At 27.2% G+C, this 19,975-nt stretch carries 24 protein-coding genes and 1 pseudogene; 24 read left to right on the forward strand and 1 reads right to left on the reverse strand.

From position 1 onward, the window contains the following. Positions 1–273, reverse strand: a pseudogene (locus tag P695_RS05615) (leucine zipper domain-containing protein); the annotation flags it as partial. 155 nt (positions 274–428) lie between these two features. On the opposite strand from P695_RS05615, the gene P695_RS0104170 reads away from it, so the two are divergent. The 24 genes from P695_RS0104170 (at position 429) to P695_RS0104295 (ending at position 19,182) form a co-directional block, all read left to right on the forward strand. After that, complete coding sequence (locus P695_RS0104170) at positions 429–1,025, forward strand: type II toxin-antitoxin system antitoxin SocA domain-containing protein (RefSeq protein WP_028126990.1); 597 nt, start codon at positions 429–431, stop codon at positions 1,023–1,025. Beyond that, positions 1,018–1,617 (forward strand): hypothetical protein, encoded by a 600-nt coding sequence (locus P695_RS0104175; protein ID WP_028126991.1) that lies wholly within the window; start codon positions 1,018–1,020, stop codon positions 1,615–1,617. The genes P695_RS0104170 and P695_RS0104175 overlap by 8 nt, the downstream gene beginning before the upstream one ends. A 258-nt stretch (positions 1,618–1,875) precedes the next feature. After that, positions 1,876–2,211 carry a hypothetical protein gene (locus P695_RS0104180; RefSeq protein WP_028126992.1) on the forward strand — a complete coding sequence of 112 codons (336 nt, stop codon included), beginning with the start codon at positions 1,876–1,878 and terminating at the stop codon, positions 2,209–2,211. 1 nt (position 2,212) lies between these two features. Next, on the forward strand, positions 2,213–2,458 hold the full coding sequence (locus P695_RS0104185) for a hypothetical protein (RefSeq protein WP_028126993.1): 246 nt from the start codon (positions 2,213–2,215) through the stop codon (positions 2,456–2,458). A gap of 1 nt (position 2,459) precedes the next feature. Beyond that, positions 2,460–3,011 (forward strand): hypothetical protein, encoded by a 552-nt coding sequence (locus P695_RS0104190; protein ID WP_028126994.1) that lies wholly within the window; start codon positions 2,460–2,462, stop codon positions 3,009–3,011. 1 nt (position 3,012) lies between these two features. Continuing rightward, positions 3,013–3,447: a pentapeptide repeat-containing protein gene (locus P695_RS05920; RefSeq protein WP_051437391.1), complete on the forward strand. Its 435-nt coding sequence runs from the start codon at positions 3,013–3,015 to the stop codon at positions 3,445–3,447. Between the two features lies 1 nt (position 3,448). After that, positions 3,449–3,805 carry a hypothetical protein gene (locus P695_RS0104200; RefSeq protein ID WP_028126995.1) on the forward strand — a complete coding sequence of 119 codons (357 nt, stop codon included), beginning with the start codon at positions 3,449–3,451 and terminating at the stop codon, positions 3,803–3,805. A gap of 1 nt (position 3,806) precedes the next feature. Further along, positions 3,807–4,034, forward strand: coding sequence for a hypothetical protein (locus P695_RS0104205; RefSeq protein ID WP_028126996.1), 228 nt, complete (start codon positions 3,807–3,809; stop codon positions 4,032–4,034). 1 nt (position 4,035) lies between these two features. Continuing rightward, a complete protein-coding gene (locus tag P695_RS0104210) occupies positions 4,036–4,419 on the forward strand; it encodes a hypothetical protein (RefSeq protein ID WP_028126997.1) in 384 nt (127 codons plus the stop codon). Position 4,420: 1 nt separating this feature from the next. Continuing rightward, a complete protein-coding gene (locus tag P695_RS0104215) occupies positions 4,421–4,921 on the forward strand; it encodes a hypothetical protein (RefSeq protein ID WP_028126998.1) in 501 nt (166 codons plus the stop codon). A 1-nt stretch (position 4,922) separates the two neighbouring features. Further along, positions 4,923–5,072, forward strand: a complete 150-nt coding sequence (locus P695_RS06120; RefSeq protein WP_156922735.1) for a hypothetical protein — start codon at positions 4,923–4,925, stop codon at positions 5,070–5,072. 4 nt (positions 5,073–5,076) lie between these two features. Further along, positions 5,077–5,796: a DNA-processing protein DprA gene (locus P695_RS0104225; protein WP_028126999.1), complete on the forward strand. Its 720-nt coding sequence runs from the start codon at positions 5,077–5,079 to the stop codon at positions 5,794–5,796. Between the two features lie 18 nt (positions 5,797–5,814). After that, positions 5,815–6,186 carry an ASCH domain-containing protein gene (locus P695_RS0104230; RefSeq protein WP_035026529.1) on the forward strand — a complete coding sequence of 124 codons (372 nt, stop codon included), beginning with the start codon at positions 5,815–5,817 and terminating at the stop codon, positions 6,184–6,186. Between the two features lie 301 nt (positions 6,187–6,487). Then, positions 6,488–7,111 (forward strand): hypothetical protein, encoded by a 624-nt coding sequence (locus P695_RS06125; RefSeq protein ID WP_028127001.1) that lies wholly within the window; start codon positions 6,488–6,490, stop codon positions 7,109–7,111. A gap of 1 nt (position 7,112) precedes the next feature. Then, the gene (locus P695_RS05625) at positions 7,113–7,655 is read left to right on the forward strand and encodes an HNH endonuclease signature motif containing protein (RefSeq protein WP_035026531.1); all 543 of its coding nucleotides are present in this window, start codon (positions 7,113–7,115) and stop codon (positions 7,653–7,655) included. Positions 7,656–7,729: 74 nt separating this feature from the next. Next, positions 7,730–8,998 carry a hypothetical protein gene (locus P695_RS0104250; protein ID WP_035026533.1) on the forward strand — a complete coding sequence of 423 codons (1,269 nt, stop codon included), beginning with the start codon at positions 7,730–7,732 and terminating at the stop codon, positions 8,996–8,998. Positions 8,999–9,137: 139 nt separating this feature from the next. After that, positions 9,138–9,656 carry a hypothetical protein gene (locus P695_RS0104255; protein WP_028127003.1) on the forward strand — a complete coding sequence of 173 codons (519 nt, stop codon included), beginning with the start codon at positions 9,138–9,140 and terminating at the stop codon, positions 9,654–9,656. Between the two features lie 126 nt (positions 9,657–9,782). Next, positions 9,783–14,048: an Mbov_0399 family ICE element protein gene (locus P695_RS05630; protein ID WP_035026534.1), complete on the forward strand. Its 4,266-nt coding sequence runs from the start codon at positions 9,783–9,785 to the stop codon at positions 14,046–14,048. A gap of 136 nt (positions 14,049–14,184) precedes the next feature. Next, on the forward strand, positions 14,185–14,664 hold the full coding sequence (locus P695_RS0104270; RefSeq protein ID WP_028127004.1) for a hypothetical protein: 480 nt from the start codon (positions 14,185–14,187) through the stop codon (positions 14,662–14,664). Position 14,665: 1 nt separating this feature from the next. Then, positions 14,666–15,082 carry a single-stranded DNA-binding protein gene (locus tag P695_RS0104275; RefSeq protein WP_028127005.1) on the forward strand — a complete coding sequence of 139 codons (417 nt, stop codon included), beginning with the start codon at positions 14,666–14,668 and terminating at the stop codon, positions 15,080–15,082. Positions 15,083–15,405: 323 nt separating this feature from the next. Beyond that, a complete protein-coding gene (locus tag P695_RS0104280; protein WP_028127006.1) occupies positions 15,406–15,720 on the forward strand; it encodes a hypothetical protein in 315 nt (104 codons plus the stop codon). Position 15,721: 1 nt separating this feature from the next. Next, positions 15,722–16,387, forward strand: coding sequence for a hypothetical protein (locus P695_RS0104285; RefSeq protein ID WP_028127007.1), 666 nt, complete (start codon positions 15,722–15,724; stop codon positions 16,385–16,387). Between the two features lie 124 nt (positions 16,388–16,511). Continuing rightward, positions 16,512–17,138: a hypothetical protein gene (locus tag P695_RS0104290; protein ID WP_028127008.1), complete on the forward strand. Its 627-nt coding sequence runs from the start codon at positions 16,512–16,514 to the stop codon at positions 17,136–17,138. Between the two features lies 1 nt (position 17,139). Next, positions 17,140–19,182 carry a type IA DNA topoisomerase gene (locus P695_RS0104295; protein ID WP_028127009.1) on the forward strand — a complete coding sequence of 681 codons (2,043 nt, stop codon included), beginning with the start codon at positions 17,140–17,142 and terminating at the stop codon, positions 19,180–19,182. Positions 19,183–19,975: the final 793 nt, after the last annotated feature.

Here is a 19,975-nt window from a genome sequence, read left to right on the forward strand (position 1 = left end):
CAAAATACTATTGTCATAATATTTTGTTTCATAGAGTTCTTTTATTTCATTTTTTTGCAAACTGGTAATTTTATTTGACGGAATTTTGCCACGATTTTTATGGGCAAAACCATCAATGCCTTCTTTTCGGAAAATGGCTAATTTACGGTAAAGTTGGCGTTCAGAAACACCGCTTCTTCTAATTGCTAATTTTAATGGTATTTTATTTTGTTCAAAATCTTTTATAACTTTGTATATTTCTTTTTCTTTCATGTTAAGTTTTGCACCTTTCATGATTTATCACCTCGTTATTATTTTACTGACAAAATCGAGTGATAAATACTTATGACATAATCGTATGATAATCACATTAAGCTAAATGTTGGTATAAATCCAACATTTTTTGTGACGATTATATTGTATAATTATTAATGTAAAAGAGGTTTATTATGAATGTAGAACATATAAAAAAAGTAATTTCAGAAAGAGAAGAATTAAATTCTTTTTTTGAATTAGACACACACAACATAGAAAAATTATGGTTTGCAATAAATCGTTTTTTCATTATGGCTAAAGAAAAAAAGTTCACAGTCTATAAAACTCATCTTTTAAAGTTCATTTCAATATTAGAACTTGAATACATTAAAGAAGCAGGAAACTTTTTTACTGGTCAAAAATTGATTAAAATGCAAAACGGACCCGTTCCTTCTAAAATGGATGATTTTCTAAAAGAAATAGTAAAAAACAAACAGAGCTACAAAACACTTCCTTTTATTGTAAAATTAGTTGGTATTAATGAGACTAGAACCATTATTGAGTGAAATAATAGTTTCGAATCTTTTACTGCTTTTACATCTAGATTTCAATTGAAAATGATTCAAAGAAGTGCTGAAATTATTTTTGAAAAAAAAGATGTGAACTCTCTTTCTGATTACACTCACAAATACAACAGCTGAATCATGGCAAAACCAAACAAAGAAATGAATTTATTTAATGAAATTGGTGATGAAGAAAGAAAAAAAGAGATGGAAATGATATATGGATAATTTCGTCAATTTAGAATTAAATTTTTTATGAAATCATGGTAAGTGCGTTTTTCCCGACTATTCCTGCAAGCACATCGAAAAAAAGAAATGTCGGTACAAAATAATTGTTTTAAAATTAATTGATGAATCTGAAAACAAAATTAATAAACTACCTTTATATTACAAATTAACTAGCAAGGCCAATCTCAACGAACCAAAAAACTCTTGGTTAAAACTAAATGATTATATGGAACTAGAGAATATTTTTAATAAGCCTACATTCATAAGGGCTGGAAAAAAAGAAGAAGATTTTCATAGAGATTCAAAAAATAAGTTAATTTTGCCTTTTCCTAATGAAAGCTCCCAAATCATTTTATCTTTCAAAATTCAAAGAGATATTTTAGATCTCTTTTTAAATGAAAGAGTTTCTTCCCAACTGGACCACTTATCAGAATCTGAAGAGGCAATAATAAACCAAAAATTATTATACTTAGAAAAGTTGATTGATGCAGCGATTGAATATGAAAAAATCAATTTCAATAACGATGTCGAAGAATTTAATTCACCAATGCAAAAATCAACCAACTCCCCCGACTCAGAATTTGATTTATAAATTGAATTTGAATAAATACTAATTTTTGTGTTATTATATTTATGCAACACATAAATCAAAATAAATCTTAAATGATTTTTGGGGTACTTACGGAGTGGTAAGTACTTTTTTCTTGGTTTGTCCCATTTTTTAATAATTTGTAAATTAAATTTTATGTTATAATAAGAACAACAGATTAAGATAGCACGAAAGTGCTATCTTTTTGTTTTCATAACCATATTTAGCACTTGCTGTCTTTCTGAAAGAAAGAGGTAAATTATGCCAAATAAAGACAAACAAGTACAACAAACTACTTTTAAAAATTTAATTATTGAATTAAATTCAGAAACTAATGAATGAGTCAGAGAATGAATCGAAGATAAATATTCATTTAATGAAGATATCACAGAATGTGTAAAATCTAAGGGTTTAACTTTTAATGATGTTTTTGTGGAAGGTTCAAGTAATTCGACTGGTGATCAATTTTATTTAAGTGATTTTAATAGTCCTTATGATGCTTTAATTCAAATTGTAGATACTTCAGTTCAACAAACTATTCTAGGAATGGCTAATGATTTTAAATTTGATGGCGATTCAGAATTGGAGATGGAGTAAAATGAAAAAAGACCAAGCAATTAAACATCTAAAATTTAATTTAGAAACTGCAACTCAACTAATTAATAGAATGGATTTATTGCGTTCAAAAATAGAAGCGACAAATATTCCTACTACATATGAAGAATCTTTGTTTGATAAATTAAATCAATTAGAGTTTGCTTTGTATAAATGCAATGATTTCATACAAGATCTGAATAATGTCATTAATCCTTTATATTTAAACCAAAACATGGAGGTTGCATAAGATGAAAAGATATCCAACAGTTGAAGAAATGAACTCATTAAGACTTAAAATTGAACCAGAATTGTGTAGTGAATTGCTTCTATGAAAAAATAATTCTATGGTTAAAAGAGGGAATACTTATATTTTCAAACTACTAAAAGATAATATTTTTGATGAAGCTGAAATTGAAAAATGAAATCATGAAAAATTATTTTCTAAATATCATCAATTAATTGTTGATGATGTAAAAACTCAAGGACGTTATGCATTTAAAGATATGACTGGAAGTTTAGTACAACTATACACACCGCATTGAGCTAGTGGATTCATCCAAGAATTTTATCAAAGTGAACTAATTTGATTACAAACAAATTCTAATTATGTAGCAATTGACTATAAGCAAGACTTAACTAATTATTTTATAAATGAATATGTCAATTCCGTGAGTGAGTTTGCTAGAGAGAAATTAAAAGAGTTAAAAAACTCTAATGATAATACCTTATCAACAGAAACACGTGCAAATGAAATATTGGATGAAAATAATAATGATCAAGAAGAATTGGAAGTTGAGTAGCATGAAAAAATTAATTAAAAAACTAACAGGATTAGAAGTTAGCGATCAAGAAATTAAACAATATTTAGAAAATAATCGTTTAGATTTATCAAAAACAAATTTAAAATATGCAGATTTAACAGGAGCAGATTTAAGTGATGCAGTTTTACACAAAGCAGATTTTAGAAATGCAAGTTTATACAGAGCTGATTTTAGAAATGCAAGTTTTTATAAAGCAGATTTAGAATATGCGGATTTACACAAAGCATTTTTAAAAGATGCTAATTTACACAATGTAGATTTAAGAGGGGCTGATTTAAGTAGTGCAAATTTAACAGGAGCAAATCTAACAAATATTAAACTTTCAAAAGAACAAGCAGAACAAATTAAACAAAGATTAGAAAATGGAGAGTTTGAATTAGAAGCTAATTCAGACAACAAAATGGAGATGGAATAGTATGAAAAAATACAAACAAATAGAAGAATTGAAACAAAACATGGAAAACCTTGGTTATTTAAAATGTGCTGTTTTTGAGAATTATGAACCAGTTTCTGAATTTATGTCAGATAAAGAAATCACAAACCTAGGGATTTCTAAAAAAGAAATATGACAAGAAGTTTATTGCTGAAAGCCATCTCAAAAAGATCCAAATAACTATGCTGTTGATGAAAATTTTAGCATTTTTATGAATAATGAAAATTTAAAACAGCTATTTTTAGATCCATATTTTAAAGATAGATTTGTCAATATGAATGAATACACAATTGATGATTTTAAACCTAAAGTTTCAAAAGAAGAATTGGAGATGGAATAGTATGGAAGAAATTTTAAAATTAAAAAAAGAATATTTAAACAAATTAGAACAATCTAATATGTTTCTTGAAGAATTTAGAGCAAAAGTCAAAGAAGATGAAACAAATTTTGAATTTTTAATGGATTTAGAAGTGGAAGAAGTTTTGAATTGTTTATATTCAAATATTATATATGACCTAGATGAAGTACTTCAAAAAACTTTCGACAGTCAACAAATGGAGGTTGAGTAGTATGGGGTATTATTTTAGCGATGCAGTTGCTGAGACAACTAACCAATTTGCTGTGGACATTGGAATAACAAAATATTTCAAAAAAGGATTAAACGTTTGGTTTAGAGTTGCAGTTGATTCTGAGTTTGAGTTATATGTTGAAGATGGTGAAAACTTAGAAATGAAATATTTCACTTTTCCAGTTGGGGATGTAAAATTCACACCAACAGCTGCTGAATGAATTATGGAAGATATTTTTGATGATGCAAAATTAGATGAATATAAACATTTCTTAAGTGAAGAAGGTTCAAAATTGTATGAACAATTTAAACAACAACAAGCAAATTTAAGCGACACTGATTCAAATGCTAACGTCACAAAAGAAGATGACATGGAGGTCAATTAACATGACAAAAATACAACCTAAATATAAACAATTTAATGTAGAGAAAATGCTAAAATTTCAAGACTTTTCAAAAAGAATTAAAAACTCAGAACGAGATTTGAAAATTTTGGACACTATTCAAAAATATGTAAATGATTATATAGAAAACACTATTGATGATAGAAACAGTAAAACAATACAGACTTTCTCTAACGGTAAATTAGTAAACGAAGAAATAGAAATCAATCCTAATTTTTGATTATGAGATATTAATCTAGTATCTATGCAAAATACTTTACCTTGATCTGATCATTTTTCTTCCATGAACAAGTTTGGAGATTATGTTGAAATTTATCAAGTTCTAGAATCTGACGGAGATTGGAATAACCAATTTTTCACCTTTGATATTGCTGGTGAATTAGTTGCTCAAAGTGACAATATCACAGACATTTATCGTTCAATGGCTGGTGAAAATGAATGTTCAATAAGTGGTTTTAAAGACCATGGTCTGGAGATGGAATAGTATGACAGAAAAAAGAAAACAACATAGAGTAGTAGTGCTTGCACTTAAGCAACAATATCCCGAATTATATGCAGAACATAATTTAAATTGTTTTTGTAAAGTAGAAAAGGAACAAGAGAATAAAGCGAATTTTGAAGAGGAGGAACAATAGGAAAATGAATAATGTGTTGTTATACTTTTCTCTTAAATACAAAGGAGATTGAGAAAAAGTTTATGAAGCATTAGAAAAAAAAGAGAAGATTACTAATGCTGAATTGAAAAAAATTGAAAGTAAAATTGATTGCAACTATTTAACAATTATTGATCAATATTATCCAGTTAACTTAAAATATAGTTATAAACCTCCTTTTTTGCTTTATACACAAGGAGATTTAGGATTATTAAAAAATTATTCTCAAACCATTGGGATTGATATTGAAACAACATATGATGAAGATGGTGTAAATAACACTAGTGAAATCATTAATAATTTAATTAAAGAAAACAAAACAATAGTTAGTGGTTTTGCAACTATGTCTGAAAAATCAGTTGTTCAAACAGCTATTGATCACAATTCTAAAATTATTATTGTTGTTGAAGAAGGGATTGAAAATTTCAAAGATTCTAATCAAGAATTAATGAAAAAAATGGAGCAATCTAAAAATTGGTTAGTTGTCTCAGAAAGCTATCAAAATAACCAACTAAACGAAACTACAAGTGAATATGTATTACGCTTAAAAGTAGGTTTAACGAAAACGCTTGTTTGTATAAACAATTCTCTATTTAATGAAAAAAAAGTTGATGATTTAAAATATGATGCTTTTCAACAACAAAAGCTTAAAGAAAAATCTTTAAAAAATCAATCCAAAAATAATGAATGAGAAAATGAAATTTAGAAAAAAGAAAATATTTATATGAAAATTTTAATGTCAATACATAATGAACATATAAAAAATATAAAAAATGGAAATAAGAAATTTGAATTTAGAAAAGTGGAAGCAAAAAAATTTAATGATAATGAAATTTTTATATATGCCACTGCGCCAATTTCTAAAGTGGTAGGAGTTGCAAAAATTAAAAAAGTTCATATTAACACTCCAGAAAAAATATGAGAGTTTACAAAAGATTTTTCTGGTATTGATAATAGATTTTATGACAATTATTATGAAAATAAGAAAAAAGCAATTGCTTATGAAATTGAAAATTATATTGAATTTGATCAACCTAAATCTTTGATTGATTTTGGTTTATCATGTGCGCCTCAATCATTCGCTTACATAAAATAAGATTATTAAAAAGAATCTCTTGATCCTAAAAATAATGTTAGCAAACAACATTTGTTATAAATTTAAGAGATGTGAATAAATACTAGATAATTGTACATTTATGATTGAAAGTTGTACAAACATTGTCTTTTGAAGTACATTTATTGATTAATTTTGTACATGTATTGATTTCATTAAAGAACATGCTTTGAATATGTTATAATAAAAACAACAGATTAAGATAGCACGAAAGTGCTATCTTTTTGTTTTTTATAACCATATTTAGTGCTTGTGTTGTCTTTCTGGAAGAAAGAGAGTATATATGAGTAAAAAAATTATTTTAGTTTCCGACGAAACACTAAAAGCAAAAGAAATATTTCAACAAGAACAAACTAAGCTAATTAAGTCTTTAAGAAATAACTTTGAAGAATCAATTCTTGATGATGTTTTTAATATGTCAGACCAAGAATTACTTCAAATCTCAAAAGAACGTTTTGATATGTTATTTGAAGAAATAAAGTCATACAAAAAACACCAAATTGGCGATATTAAAAGTCAAACAAAACCTTATAAAGATATTTTAAATGGTTTAAAGAAAGAATTAACAAATACAGAAAGTAGTCTATCTAAACAATTGGAATCAATAACATCTAGATTACACGAAACAGCTTGTGTTAAAGGGTATGAAACTAAATATGAAGCTATTGCTGCTGGAGCTAGAGCAAAACTGCAAGTTCATTGTTTTGATTTAGCAAAAGTACCTCATGCGTTCGCTCAAGAAGCAATTGAATACTTTGTCCATGATTTAGTTTCAAAAGCGTTAAAATCAGGGCAACCAGTACCTACAATTCCAGGAGTGATGGTTGAAGTTGAAATTCCAACATTCAATATTGAAGATGTTAAAAAATCAAATTCTTCAAATAATGATGACGGAATGGAAATGTAATATGCTGAATTCTAAAAACAATAAAATTCCTAAGGGATGAAAAGTTTTAATTGAAAATGCAGATTATTTAATTGATCAAGAAGGAAATATTTATAACAGTCAGACATTTCAAAAACTGAAACCTTGAGTACATGATAAATCTAAAACAAACCATTATTTAAAACTGGATTTGTATAATCGTCATAAAAATAAAAATGAAAAATTTTATGTACACAGATTGATTATGAATAATTTAATTCAAGAAATTCCTGAAGGAATGTTAGTAGATCACATAAATGGTTTAAAGTTTGATAATAGAGTTGAAAACCTACATCTTTTATCAGCACAAGAAAATGCCAATTTATGATATTCTACACAATGTAAATTTCAAAAAACTTTACAACATCAGATTCCTACTTTAGAAGAGCAGAAAAAATACATAAAAAAAGTAGTTGAATCTAAAACAAAATTCAACCAAAATACATCTAAAATACAAAATATCCCTAATCATTTACAAGGGTTAATTGATATAAATGACTTGGAGGTCGAAGAATATGAAATATAAATTAAAAAGTTATGATCAATTTAAAAAAATTCAAGAATTCGATCAATTTAACTTAGATAAGGTGGTTGAGTAATATGATAATCAAGTGAATGTTAGCAGCCAAAATCTTTGGTGCGACAACTTTGGGGGCTGGTGTTACTGTTGGAGGAGTTTTTGCTTATAAAGCAGTACAAGAATATCGCCAAAATGCTTGAAATGATCAAAGTAATATTTCATTGTATAAACCACCATCAGGTGGGATTTTAGATAAAGTTTTTGGAAAAAATAAAGAAGAGTTTAATGTTGTTGAATATGCAAAAAACTTTTCCTTCGGCTTGAATGAAGAAAAATATGCATTTCAAACTAAGGAAAAATTAGTAGAACATCTTAAGATGTTAGCAGAATTTGAAGAAGCTACTTATAAACAATTTACTCAATTTCGCCCAATTACAAACAATGATTTAAGATCCAACCAACTAAATTCAAACAAGCGAGAACATCAAATTGATGTTGAAAAACAAAATCTTTTAAATGCATCAACAGCTGCTGTGGGATATGTAAATTATTTATTTTACAATACAATAAAAGCTAATTTAGAAAACAACAAAGAACAAACTTTGTGATTTCAACAACAGTTGGAAGGTTATTTAAATTCATATGAATGAAAAGAATTACTGCAAAAAGTATCTTTTACTGATGGCAATAAAATAGGTAAAACAACAAAAACCCCTAATTATGAAAATATAAATCATAATATTGTTACATTAATTCAATATTTAACAACCAACAAAAACGTTCCCCAAAATGTTGAATTAAAATCACCATTTGCCTTTAATTTAAAAAATATTAAATTTAATGCAGAAGCAAAAAATTTAAGTAGAGTTGATGTGAAATCAAAAGAATTTAATGATTGATTAAATGAAGAAATTAATAGAGAATTTACTAGTTTAACTAAACAATTGTTCTCAAACCCCCAAAACATTAAAGACTTTGAAAAACCTATTGATAATTCACCAGGTAACAGTTTTAAAATCCAAACATTAAATTCAGGTTTGGACTTATTTGGAAAATTGGATTTTAGTTTTGAAAACGGAAAATCATTTGACCAAAACAACAAAAAACCAACAATAAATTGAAATAATTTTATCGCCCCAACTATTAATGATTTAAATATCGGGATTAATAAAACCAAAGAAAATGATATTGAAATTACTTTAAACTCTAAAACAATAAACAAAGATCAGCCTTGGTTAAATATTTTTCAAGGAGAAGTGAAGATTAAGTGGAAGCATGATACTACTGCAACTGCATGAAGTTCTGGATCTAAAAATCTTTTACTGTCAACTAATTTACAATTGAAATAAGGATAAATACTAATTTATTTCCAATTAATTTCTATGTTATAATAAAAACAACAGATTAAGATAGCACGAAAGTGCTATCTTTTTGTTTTTTATAACTATATTTAGCACTCGTTATCTTTCTGAAAGAAGGAGAAAAAATATGAAACCAACAAAACTAAAATACAAAAAACAAGAAAAGAGAACGCGATTTTGAGTTGATTTTTATAATATCGAAGATATTGAAATTTTGAATTTGTTCAAGGCAACCATCAAAGAAAGTTCCACTCCAAAACAACCAGCACAAGCATATTTCCGTTTAATATTTTTACAAGCTATTACCAATTATTTAAAGGATGGAAAGTTATTGGATAATTTTGAAAATGCTTTAGAATCAACACTTGATTCAAGAAATCGAGAAATAAAATTAAATGTTGCATTAAATTCTAAAAAAGCTATTTTGGATTCAGAACGTCGTTTAGCAAAAATTGAAGCTAATTTAATTTTATTAACCAACTTACTTGCTAAACAATTTAACTTTCAAGACAAAATTGAAATGCCAAAAGATTTAGATTTAGAACCTTTTACTTTTTTACATCAATTAGATCGAGAAATGAAATCTCATCAAAGAAATCAATTAGCTAATTATAAGAAAAAAGATTTTGATAAGGATGGTGAATAATATGGGATTTATATTATTTGGACTTAAAAGATTATTTGACAAATTTATTAAACAAATTAGTGAATCTATAGGGGTTAAAAATCCAACTTCTAGATTTAGAAGAAAAAAGAATAAGGAATAAAAACTATGAAAAAAATATTAAAACAAGTTATTGCTATATTATCGATTGTAATGTTAACACCATTTCTATTTGCGGCTTCTATTGTTAATAATAACGAAAATACTAGATTACAAACACGAGATTTACAAACTAGGGGAATTGATCCAACTTTTCCAGATCTAACATTTGGAAATACTGCAGATGTTGAAAGTTATATGAATAATTGAAGTGGGTGAAATGACGTTTGATACGACGTAGAAACTCGTTTTGATTTGGGTTATTTTAATTCAAATTACCTAAGTTTTTACAAAGGTCTAAAGGCAGATTGAAACATGTGGTATTGACACTATGTTTATGATTGGTGAGGATCGGGTACGATTGAAGAATCAAATTGGAAAAATCAAACCAAAGAAATTTCAATTGGTAGGGATTGAGTAGAAGTCAACAAAGAAAAATCACCAGGAATCAAATCCGAATCACAAATGTTAGTTAAAGCTAATATTGAAAATAACAGACTTATTTTATACATTAAATCAAAATCCAAAGCTTGATGAAATGGAGGGTCAACCGCTAATCATAAAACTAAAACCATTTCTAATGCAAGCAACATAAAACTTTTATCAAAAAATGAATGACCAGCCCAAAATGACAAATTTATATCTTCTATGCAAAAAACATTTAATTTTACATCTTCCACATCTCAATGATTAAATTCTGAATATGTTTTTGATATATGAAACAACAAACAAATTAAATCTAACAAAGATGTAATTACTGATGAAATTAAAAAAAGAACCAAAGAGAACTTAAAAGATTACAATATTTGAAATGAATATATTGATTTAGAAAACCCAACAATCACAATTGATAAAGGAACCCATCAACAAAATAAAACAACTGGAAGTGCTAATATTAAATTTAAACCAAGAAAGGTAAATTCAACTATTGAAGATAAATTTCAAAAAAATTATAACATGCCTTTATTATTAAATTTTGATAGATTAGCTATTGAAGATAAAATTAATAAAATTTTTGCTGATACACCATTTGAATTAGTAACTAATACTTCTACTATTATGGACGAATGACAAATCAAAGATGAACAAGATGGAAGCCCTAACAAAGGATTGTCAAATAAAGAAGTGATTGAAAAAGAAATTGATAAGAGATTTCAAAATTTCAATAATTCGCACCCAGCTATCAAAGATAAAATTCGACTAACCAGTAAACAATTCATAAATAAAGAAAATAAAGTCGAAATTAAATTTACTGACAATGATGAATTTACAGGTCAAGGCCAATGAGTTGAAAAAACTGAAATGCAAGTTAAAATAAAACCAACCAGCATTGCGCTAAACCGCTCATTTTTAGAAAGAATCAAAATCTTTCCAGGAAAAATGGTAAATCCAAATGATCCATCGGGAGCCCCAATTGAAGATGAACCTGAGTTAGTATGAGATGGGGAAACTCCAACCTTCATTTATCATAACTCAGTTGACTTTCTATTTGAGTCTTCAAAAGGTTCTGGAGAAATGGTGAAAATAAATGGTGAGCCTATTGAAGTTTATAATAATATTTTTAGTAAAAAATTATTAGATAACCGTTTAGGTCCCGATCCAGATAAAAAAGAAATCCCATATGCAATTGAGATTACTGGAAAAGATCCTGATGGCAAAGAACGTAAGATTAATATCAATATTCTTATTCATTCTTTAAATTCAAGAACAACATTTAAATGACAAGCTTGAGATCCTATAGATGATGCTAATCAACCTGAAAAATACAAACAATGACTTTTAACACAACCTAAATTACCAAATGAAGAAGGTGATATGGTTAAAAATCCACTCTATGATCCGACAATTGATGCAGCGACAGGAGTTCGTATTGAACAAATTTGGGTTAAAAAAGATAAGAAATATATAGATAATAATCCTTTTCCATTAGACCCTTTTGATAAAAAGGGAAATAAAATTGATCCTAAAAATCCTCCAAAAGATCGAGACTTTGGTTATTTTGCTGAAGCTTATGTTATTAATAGTGGATTATTAAATTTATTGGATGAAGGAACATTTAATAAAACATATGATAAGGTTGAAAGATTACAAATTATGGATGACAACGGAAATAAAACTCCTGATGCCAAACCTGAAATTGTGGATTTTAAAAATGAAGGGCAATTTTCAACTCCTGGATTGTATGAATACTTCTTTCATGTAAAAGATAGAGCGCCACTTTATACTAATAGTGGTGGGAAAAAACTAAATCCAGCTGATGTTACAACATATCCCCCAACAGGGAAAAATATTGAAGCTGTTGGTGGAAACATTTTACATAAATTTTTATATTTATCCAATAAAGTAGATGCTTATAAAACCCCATTTACAAGTCTCCCATTTATTGAACAAGATCCTAATATTTATAAGTTTGATGAAATCTCAAGCATAAGTGCATATCGTTTAAAATGGTATTTAATTAATGAATATAAATTTACAACTGCACAATTAAATAAATTAAATTATGAAAATAATTTTGGTTTTTGAAAACAATATGTGTCAGAAGGAGTGATGGATAAAATAGAAAGCCCTGGTGGTCACAATGTTTTAAATCTTGAAACAATGCGAATTCAAGATTTGCGTTTGCCAAAACAAAATTCTGCTCAAGAATTATTTTATGCAATTCACAATTATGCTCAAAAAAATGTTTTTGAGTTTGCTAATGAAAATAATTCTCACGTTATTCCTGATCAGTGAAATTTATTTGTAGAAGGTGTGAATTTTCCATTAAATGCAGAAAATGCAAAACTTCATTTAGCAGATTTTGCAACACTTACACCTTCTGAAAAAAGAAAAATCAAAACATTTAAAATTCAAGCTACAAAAAATGGTTGAAATCTTGAAGGTGAGAAAAAATTTAAGGTAAATCATGATGCTGATTTTGATCCTAATAAAATTGTAGATTTATATGGTGTGAATTGAAAACAACAAGAATACAATTATCAAGGAGGAAAAAATTCTGAAACAGGAGAAGAATTCCCGCCTATAACTTTTGAACAATTTAAACAAAATCATGTTAAAGAATTAATTCAAAAACAATTAGATGCCCAAACACAATTAATTGGTAAAACAGCCAAATTGAAAGAAGATTATGAATTAACTACATTTGTTAGTGGTGAAGGTTCTGGAGAATTTGATATTGATACTCCAGAAGCTAAAGCAAAAATTGAAGAATTTTTGTCAACAAGCTATGCAAAAATATCAATTAGAGTGCAGGCGCATAATCTAACTTCGAATGTTCTACAAAACTGAACTATCCAAAGATATTATAATAATCCACTAGCTACTCCAGCACCTGAAAAACCAATTCCAGATGTGAGCATACCAATTAGTCGATTTTTAAATGTCAAAGATTTAGGAAAAATGACTTTAAAAAATCAACAAAATAATCCAGAGTTAGAACCAGAAGAAATATGAAGTCAAAACAATTTAACATTATGACAAAAAATCATTGAACTCCAAAAAAAATCTAATGCGATTCTATGAGCTAATGAACCAGAAATTGTTGAACAACGTAATAAATTTTTAGATGAATTGAAATTAAGTGATTTTAATTTATCTTATAAAGATGCTGGTTTTAGACCAACACCCAATCCCAGTGATCCTAATGAATTGTTATATCGAAATTATTTTAGTATAACTTCTAATAGCGTTAAATATTACGGTAGTCATGATGCAGAATTTATAACTAACCAAAAAGTAGACCCTCCAATAATCAATGCTCGTCCGCATTTAAATGATTTATTTAAAATTACTGATTTAGGAGAAATTAAAGATACTGATGGTGATAATACAATTTCTGAACAAGAAATATTTGCAAAATTGATTGAATTAAACAAGGAAACTTTTAATCCAATATTGTATCCAATTTGATACTTCAAATTTGGTTGAAATTATGTAAATAAGCCAAATGGTGATCAATTTGATCATTCAGTAAATATCAGCCTTTCTCAAGAAGGTAGAAAACATTTAATAGGTAATATTGATGTTTCTTATTGAACAATCAAAAAAGATGAAGGCACAAAACCACCAATTGATCCGATTGAACCAATTGACCCCGAGCCAGAGAAACCAAAACCAGAGAAACCTAATCCTGAAAAACCAATTAACAAACCGTTTAATAAATTAAATTTACTTTGAATTATTCCACTAGTACTTATCGGAGTGCTATTAATCGTGTTTGCAATCAAATGGATTTCTAATCGAAGAGGTTCTCGCAAAATAGCTAAAAAATAGTTATTTTTAAAAAACATTCTCTTTATCTTTATGTTATAATAAGAACAACAGATTAAGATAGCACGAAAGTGCTATCTTTTTGTTTTTTATAACCATATTTAGTGCTTGCTGTCTTTCTGGAAGAAAGAGGTAAATTATGTCAATTACAAAAAACAGTTGAGTTAGTGGTTTTATTTTTTCAAAACAACTAGGTCATGAGCATGTTAATGAAGAAACAGGTAAATCTTCTTATCAAATCAAAATTGGAAAAGATTACTTTTGAGTTAGTGAAAAAAATATTTCTGAATGAAACTTAGCTAAACTTGGAGATTTAGATGAAAAGGGAAAACAAAAAACTTTTGTTCCATTTGAACATAAAAACAAAAATTTAAATGCTCATTTTTATAAAATCAACATTCCAACAACAAATAAATTAAAAGTTAGTGAAATGACTAATGAAAAAGATGAAAATGATCAACCAATTTTTGAAACAAAATTTCTAACTCACAATCAAGTTTATTCATTGATAAAAAACAACAGTATGACAGTTTCAAACTGAGCTAAAGAAGCAATTGTTAACAAAGACGAATTGAATTTAGCACCAAAACAAGCAGATAACGATTTGGAAATTAAATAAAATGAATCAAATTAATTTAATTGGTCGTATCACAAAAGATTTAGAACAAAAACAAAGTTCAAATGGTGAAATTTTAATTCATTTTACAATTGCGGTTGATGAATGATCAAAAGAAGGAAATAAAACTAATTTTATTCCTTGTGTGGCTTTTAAACATCAAGCTGAAAATATGCTGAAATATCTAAGAAAAGGCAGTTTAATTGGTGTTGAAGGTCATTTATCAGTTAAAGGTTATGAAAAAGAAGGAAAATTTTTAACATTTATTAATGTTGTTGCTGATCGTGTTATGTTTTTGGAATCAAAAAAAGATGTTTCTAATAATCAAGAACAAACTATTATTCAACATAATTCTTCTTATGTGGATAACAATTCAGATAACAATTCAGAATTAATTGAAGATTCAATTTTGTGAGATTAAAGCTCAAAAAAGTTGTTATAAATCAACTATAAAAAATTTATTTTTTGAGAGTGAATAAATAATATTTTTAAAATATGTAAGTGCAATTCTTACCACTCTCACCAAAAAGTCCAAATTTATGACTTTAAACTAAATTAAAATATTTGTTTTTTCATAAATATTTTTCCTTTCACGTTTTTGATAATCTCCTTTCTTTTCAGATTAAAAAAACATAATATGTTATAATTTTTATAACAGATTAAGATAGCACGAAAGTGCTATCTTTTTGTTTTTTATAACCATATTTAGTGCTTGTGTTGTCTTTCTGGAAGAAAGAGGTAAACATGAAAATAATTGATTTTAAAGTTTTATTAGAAAACTTAAATTCAGAAACTAATGAATGAGTGAGTGAGTGATTAAAATATCCTCATGAGTTTAATTCAGGTATTGAAGAAACATTAAAATTCGAAAAAGTTAGCAAGAATGATGTTATTGTAGCTACAAATGAAAAAACTAACGAAGTTTTATACTTAGCTGATTTCAGCAAACCAATTGATGCTTTATACGAAACTCTTGATATTTTAAGTCAACAATCTTTTATGGGTTTTGCAAATGAATATAGTTTTGAAAATAACCAAGAAGAATTGGAGATGGAGTAAGATGGGCAAAGAATTACAAAAATTAGCGCAGTTCACTCTGTTAGCACATTTGTTTAATGAGAATGAAGCATGGTTAATTAATAGATTATATGATGGAGAATTTATTTTAGAAAAAAATGAAAAAGATTTTTTTGAAAGAAACATCGATTTAAATAAAATTAATTTTTTTCTTGAGGAAGTGGTGAATGTTATTTCTTGCGATAATTGTGAAAAATGTATTGAAGAAGGAATACAATCACCAAATGAAAGAGAGTTTTTTTCATTGGAGTCTGATAGCGATGTAAGTTACCCTGATTTTGAAGGAAGTTACTATGAATTCTCTGAATGTGAATCAAAATATACACATTTTTTCAGTATAGAACCTAGTGACTTAAATGAAGAACAACTTTTTGAAAATTATAATATTAAAAGAATTTACATTAGTCCTGAATTAGCTGTTGAAAATGGAGATAAATATAACCAAGTAAATGATCAAATAATTATAGAATTAAAAGAAAAATTATCATCTATTTTTGAAGAACAAAATTCTTTAGAATGACCAGATGAAGTACTTTACATTACAGATGATGATTTTGAAAAATGATGTCCAGAAGCTAATAATCTAGTAAAACAATTTCATAAAGACTATATAAAGTTTGATATGAAAGATGAATTAGATATGGAATAACTAAAAGAAAAAACACAATATGTTATAATTTTTATAACAGATTAAGATAGCACGAAAGTGCTATCTTTTTGTTTTTTATAACCATATTTAGTACTTGCTGTCTTTCTGGAAGAAAGAGGTAAACATGAAAAAATATGGAAGACTTATAGTTTCTGACAATGGTCTTAGGGCACGTGATAATGGTGCAACAATTAAATCTGCAATTAGCAAGACTTGGTTCGTTAATGAATTAAACATTTGAAAAGATGAGCAAATTGAAGAAATACAAAATATTGATGATGAAAATGAAAATGAAATTTCAAAATGATTGAATAAAGTTAATGAAATTTATGATTTGTCATCAAAATTAAATGTGAAACAAATTAAAGAATTGGCCGACATTTCTTGATCGGGAGAATGACATCATTCTGGCAAGTACGCAGCTGAAGTTAAATATTTTTGATTTAATGACATGATTAGAGAAATTAAAACCGATTTAGATTTTTGAAAAGAAAAATCTCAAGAAAAAATCTTACCAATGAACGAACTTACCAGCCAAAAAGTCAATGGAACTTTTGCGGTGTGAGGTGGATCAAAAAGACAAGCAAAAATTGAATATTGAGTAGACTTTAAAAATTGTGAAAAAGTAGGAAATTGAATTTATACACCATTAGGTAAAAAGTCAGCAAACGGAAAATGAATTGAATGAGAACATGCAAATGACTCTATTCAAATTGAATTCGAGAATAAAACAGAATTGGAGATGGAGTAAAATGAAAAAATTAATTATTATGGAGTCACCAGCTAAAGCAAAACATGTTGTTGAATATGCTAAACAATTATTTCCCAATATAAACTGATTTGGTGGTGCTTCAGTGGGCCATATTCGTGAATTATTGAATTCACATGAATATAATATTGGAGTGGATTGAAATGAAATAATTCCGCATTTCAAAATTTGTGATGACAAAAAACAAGTTGTTAAAGATTTGCAAGAAAAAGCAAAACAAGTGGATGAAATTATTCTTGCCTCCGATCCAGATCGTGAAGGTGAAGCTATTGCATGACACCTTTATGAAGTTTTAAAAGATTCCAAAAAACCCTTTAAACGGATGAGACTAAATGCCATCACTAAACAAGAAGTGAATAATCAATTAAACAATTTAAATGACATTGATTACAATTTAGTAAATTCGGCAAATACACGTGCAATTTTAGATAAAACAATTGGTTTTGTGTTGTCAAAAGAAGTCCAACAAAATGTTGGTGGCGCATCGACTGGACGTGTGCAAGGTGCAACTTTAAGATTAATCGCTAATAATCAAAAAGATATTGACAGCTTTAAAAAAGAATTTAATTACACAGTCAAAATTGAAGATGATAAAAAAAATACATTTAATTTACTAAATGCTGACAATAAGGAATGAAAATCTCTTGATCAAGAAGAGATGAAAAAGATTTGTGATCAATTAGTAAACAAACAGGCTAATGTTGTTTTATTTGAAGAAAAGAAATTTTCTGAAAATCCATTTCAACCATTTGATACACAAAGCGCATTAGTTGCAATTATTAAAAAATTAAAAGGCAATGCAGCACAAGCTACCAAAGCTTTACAAATGCTTTATGAGAGTGGATATATTACTTATATTCGTACAGATTCGAGAAACATTGATGAAACAACCAAGAATAGTTTAAAAGCTCATATTGAGGCTAAATATGGTCAATCTGCAATAGGTTTGATGAAAGATGCTAAGGTTGATGAAAATGCCCAAGAAGGACATCCTGCAATCACACCAACAGACTTTAGTTTAGAAGTTATTAATGATTCAAAATTGAATCAATACACAAAAGATGTTTATGAAATTATTTATCAAAACACAATTGGTTATGGATTGAAATCCGCAGAAGGTTTAAATCAAACATTAATAATTAAATTAAATAATTATCAATTCAAAACAACTAACAAGAAATACAATGATCTTGGATTATATGAAATTGTGGATTTTGTTAAAACACCAGAAAGCAAGAATATTGAGCCAAATAGTCAAGTGGTTGAAATCATAAATAAAGAAGTTGTTGAAATTGAAAGCAAACCAAAAACTTTGTTTTCCGAAACGTCTTTAATTAAAGAAATGAAAAAAAATGGTTTAGGTCGTCCAGCAACATATTCATCAGCTGTGAGTGTTAACCAACAACGTGGTTATACAAATATTGATAAAAAAGATAAAATTAACATTACATTATTAGGTAAAAATGTTAATGAATATTTAGCAAATCAATGAGGTGATATTATTGCAATTGATTACACAATTCATTTAGAAGAAGAGTTGGATAGTATTGCTAAAGGTAATGTTGATTACAAAAAAGTTTTAAAAGAATTTTGAAATAAATTAATGTTGAAAGTTTCTGAGCAAACTTCAAAATTAGAGCAATGTCATAAGTGCAATCAAAATTCAGTGAAGTCTAATTTAGTTTCAAAAAAGGGAACAAAGTATTCAAAATGTATAAACGAAAATTGTGATTTTATCGAATTTGAAGAAAGTTCATTTAATGCAAATGCACCAACTTGTTCTCAATGTCAAAGTGGTAAGTTATTAATTAACAAAACAAAAACAGGTAATCAATATGAATATTGTTCTAACAAAACTTGTGATTATATTAATTGAGATTATGGCTTGAAAAAATGTGCAAAATGTAAAATTGGTTTAATTTATAAAGGCACTGCAAAGAACGGATTTGGATTTGAAAAATGTAAAAATAACGATTGTGATTTTATTGTTTTTGAAAACAAAACCAAAACCAAATCAAAAAAATAACACACACAATTGATAGTAAAAATGAAAAAATATTCAAACTAAAAAAAATCCAAAATTAGGAAAACATAGCTGATATGCTATGTTTTTTTGTTGCTTTATTATTTTTAAATTTTATTGAAATATGTATCAAATTGTTAAAAATGTACATAAACAAAATTAAATAATTTGCATATTTTATAGTTAAAATTGAAAAAAATAGGTGATTTATAGGTGATTTAACTGATTTTTTTGCTGAAATTGTAAGATTTTGTTGCAAAAACATACAAAAATAAGAGAAATTGAGTTCTTTTTGTTATTTTTCATAAATTTACATCCTTTTTTAAGTAAAAATAGGCAAAAAAGCCTAATTATTAGTTATAGAATAGGTATTTTAAGCTCATTTTAAGTAGTCGGGATAGACGTTTTCGAAGAAGTGGTTCCAAGAAAAAGCCTTTATTTATAATGGTTTTTTGTGTATTTTGTTAAAAATGGAACCACGATTTTTGAAAATGGTTCCAAGAAAAAGCCTTTATTTATAATGGTTTTTTGTGTATTTTGTTAAAAATGGAACCACCCCTTACCCTGCTTGTGAAAAGCAACAAGAAAAGGGAGCATGAGGTCTTTTCGGTTTTTTGAATGAAATGAAAAAATGGCGTTTGAACAGGATTTACCTCATATATCCAAATCACAAAGTGATTTGTTTTTTAGTATCTGGTGATAATATTAAATTGTAAGCATAATAAAAAGTAGTGCGCCAACACTACTTAAGTTAGGAAGCTCAAGCATCCCTTGATCTTCTTATTTTAAGTATAAC

The organism is Williamsoniiplasma lucivorax ATCC 49196 (assembly GCF_000518285.1).
Classification (GTDB): domain Bacteria; phylum Bacillota_I; class Bacilli_A; order Mycoplasmatales; family Mycoplasmataceae; genus Williamsoniiplasma; species Williamsoniiplasma lucivorax.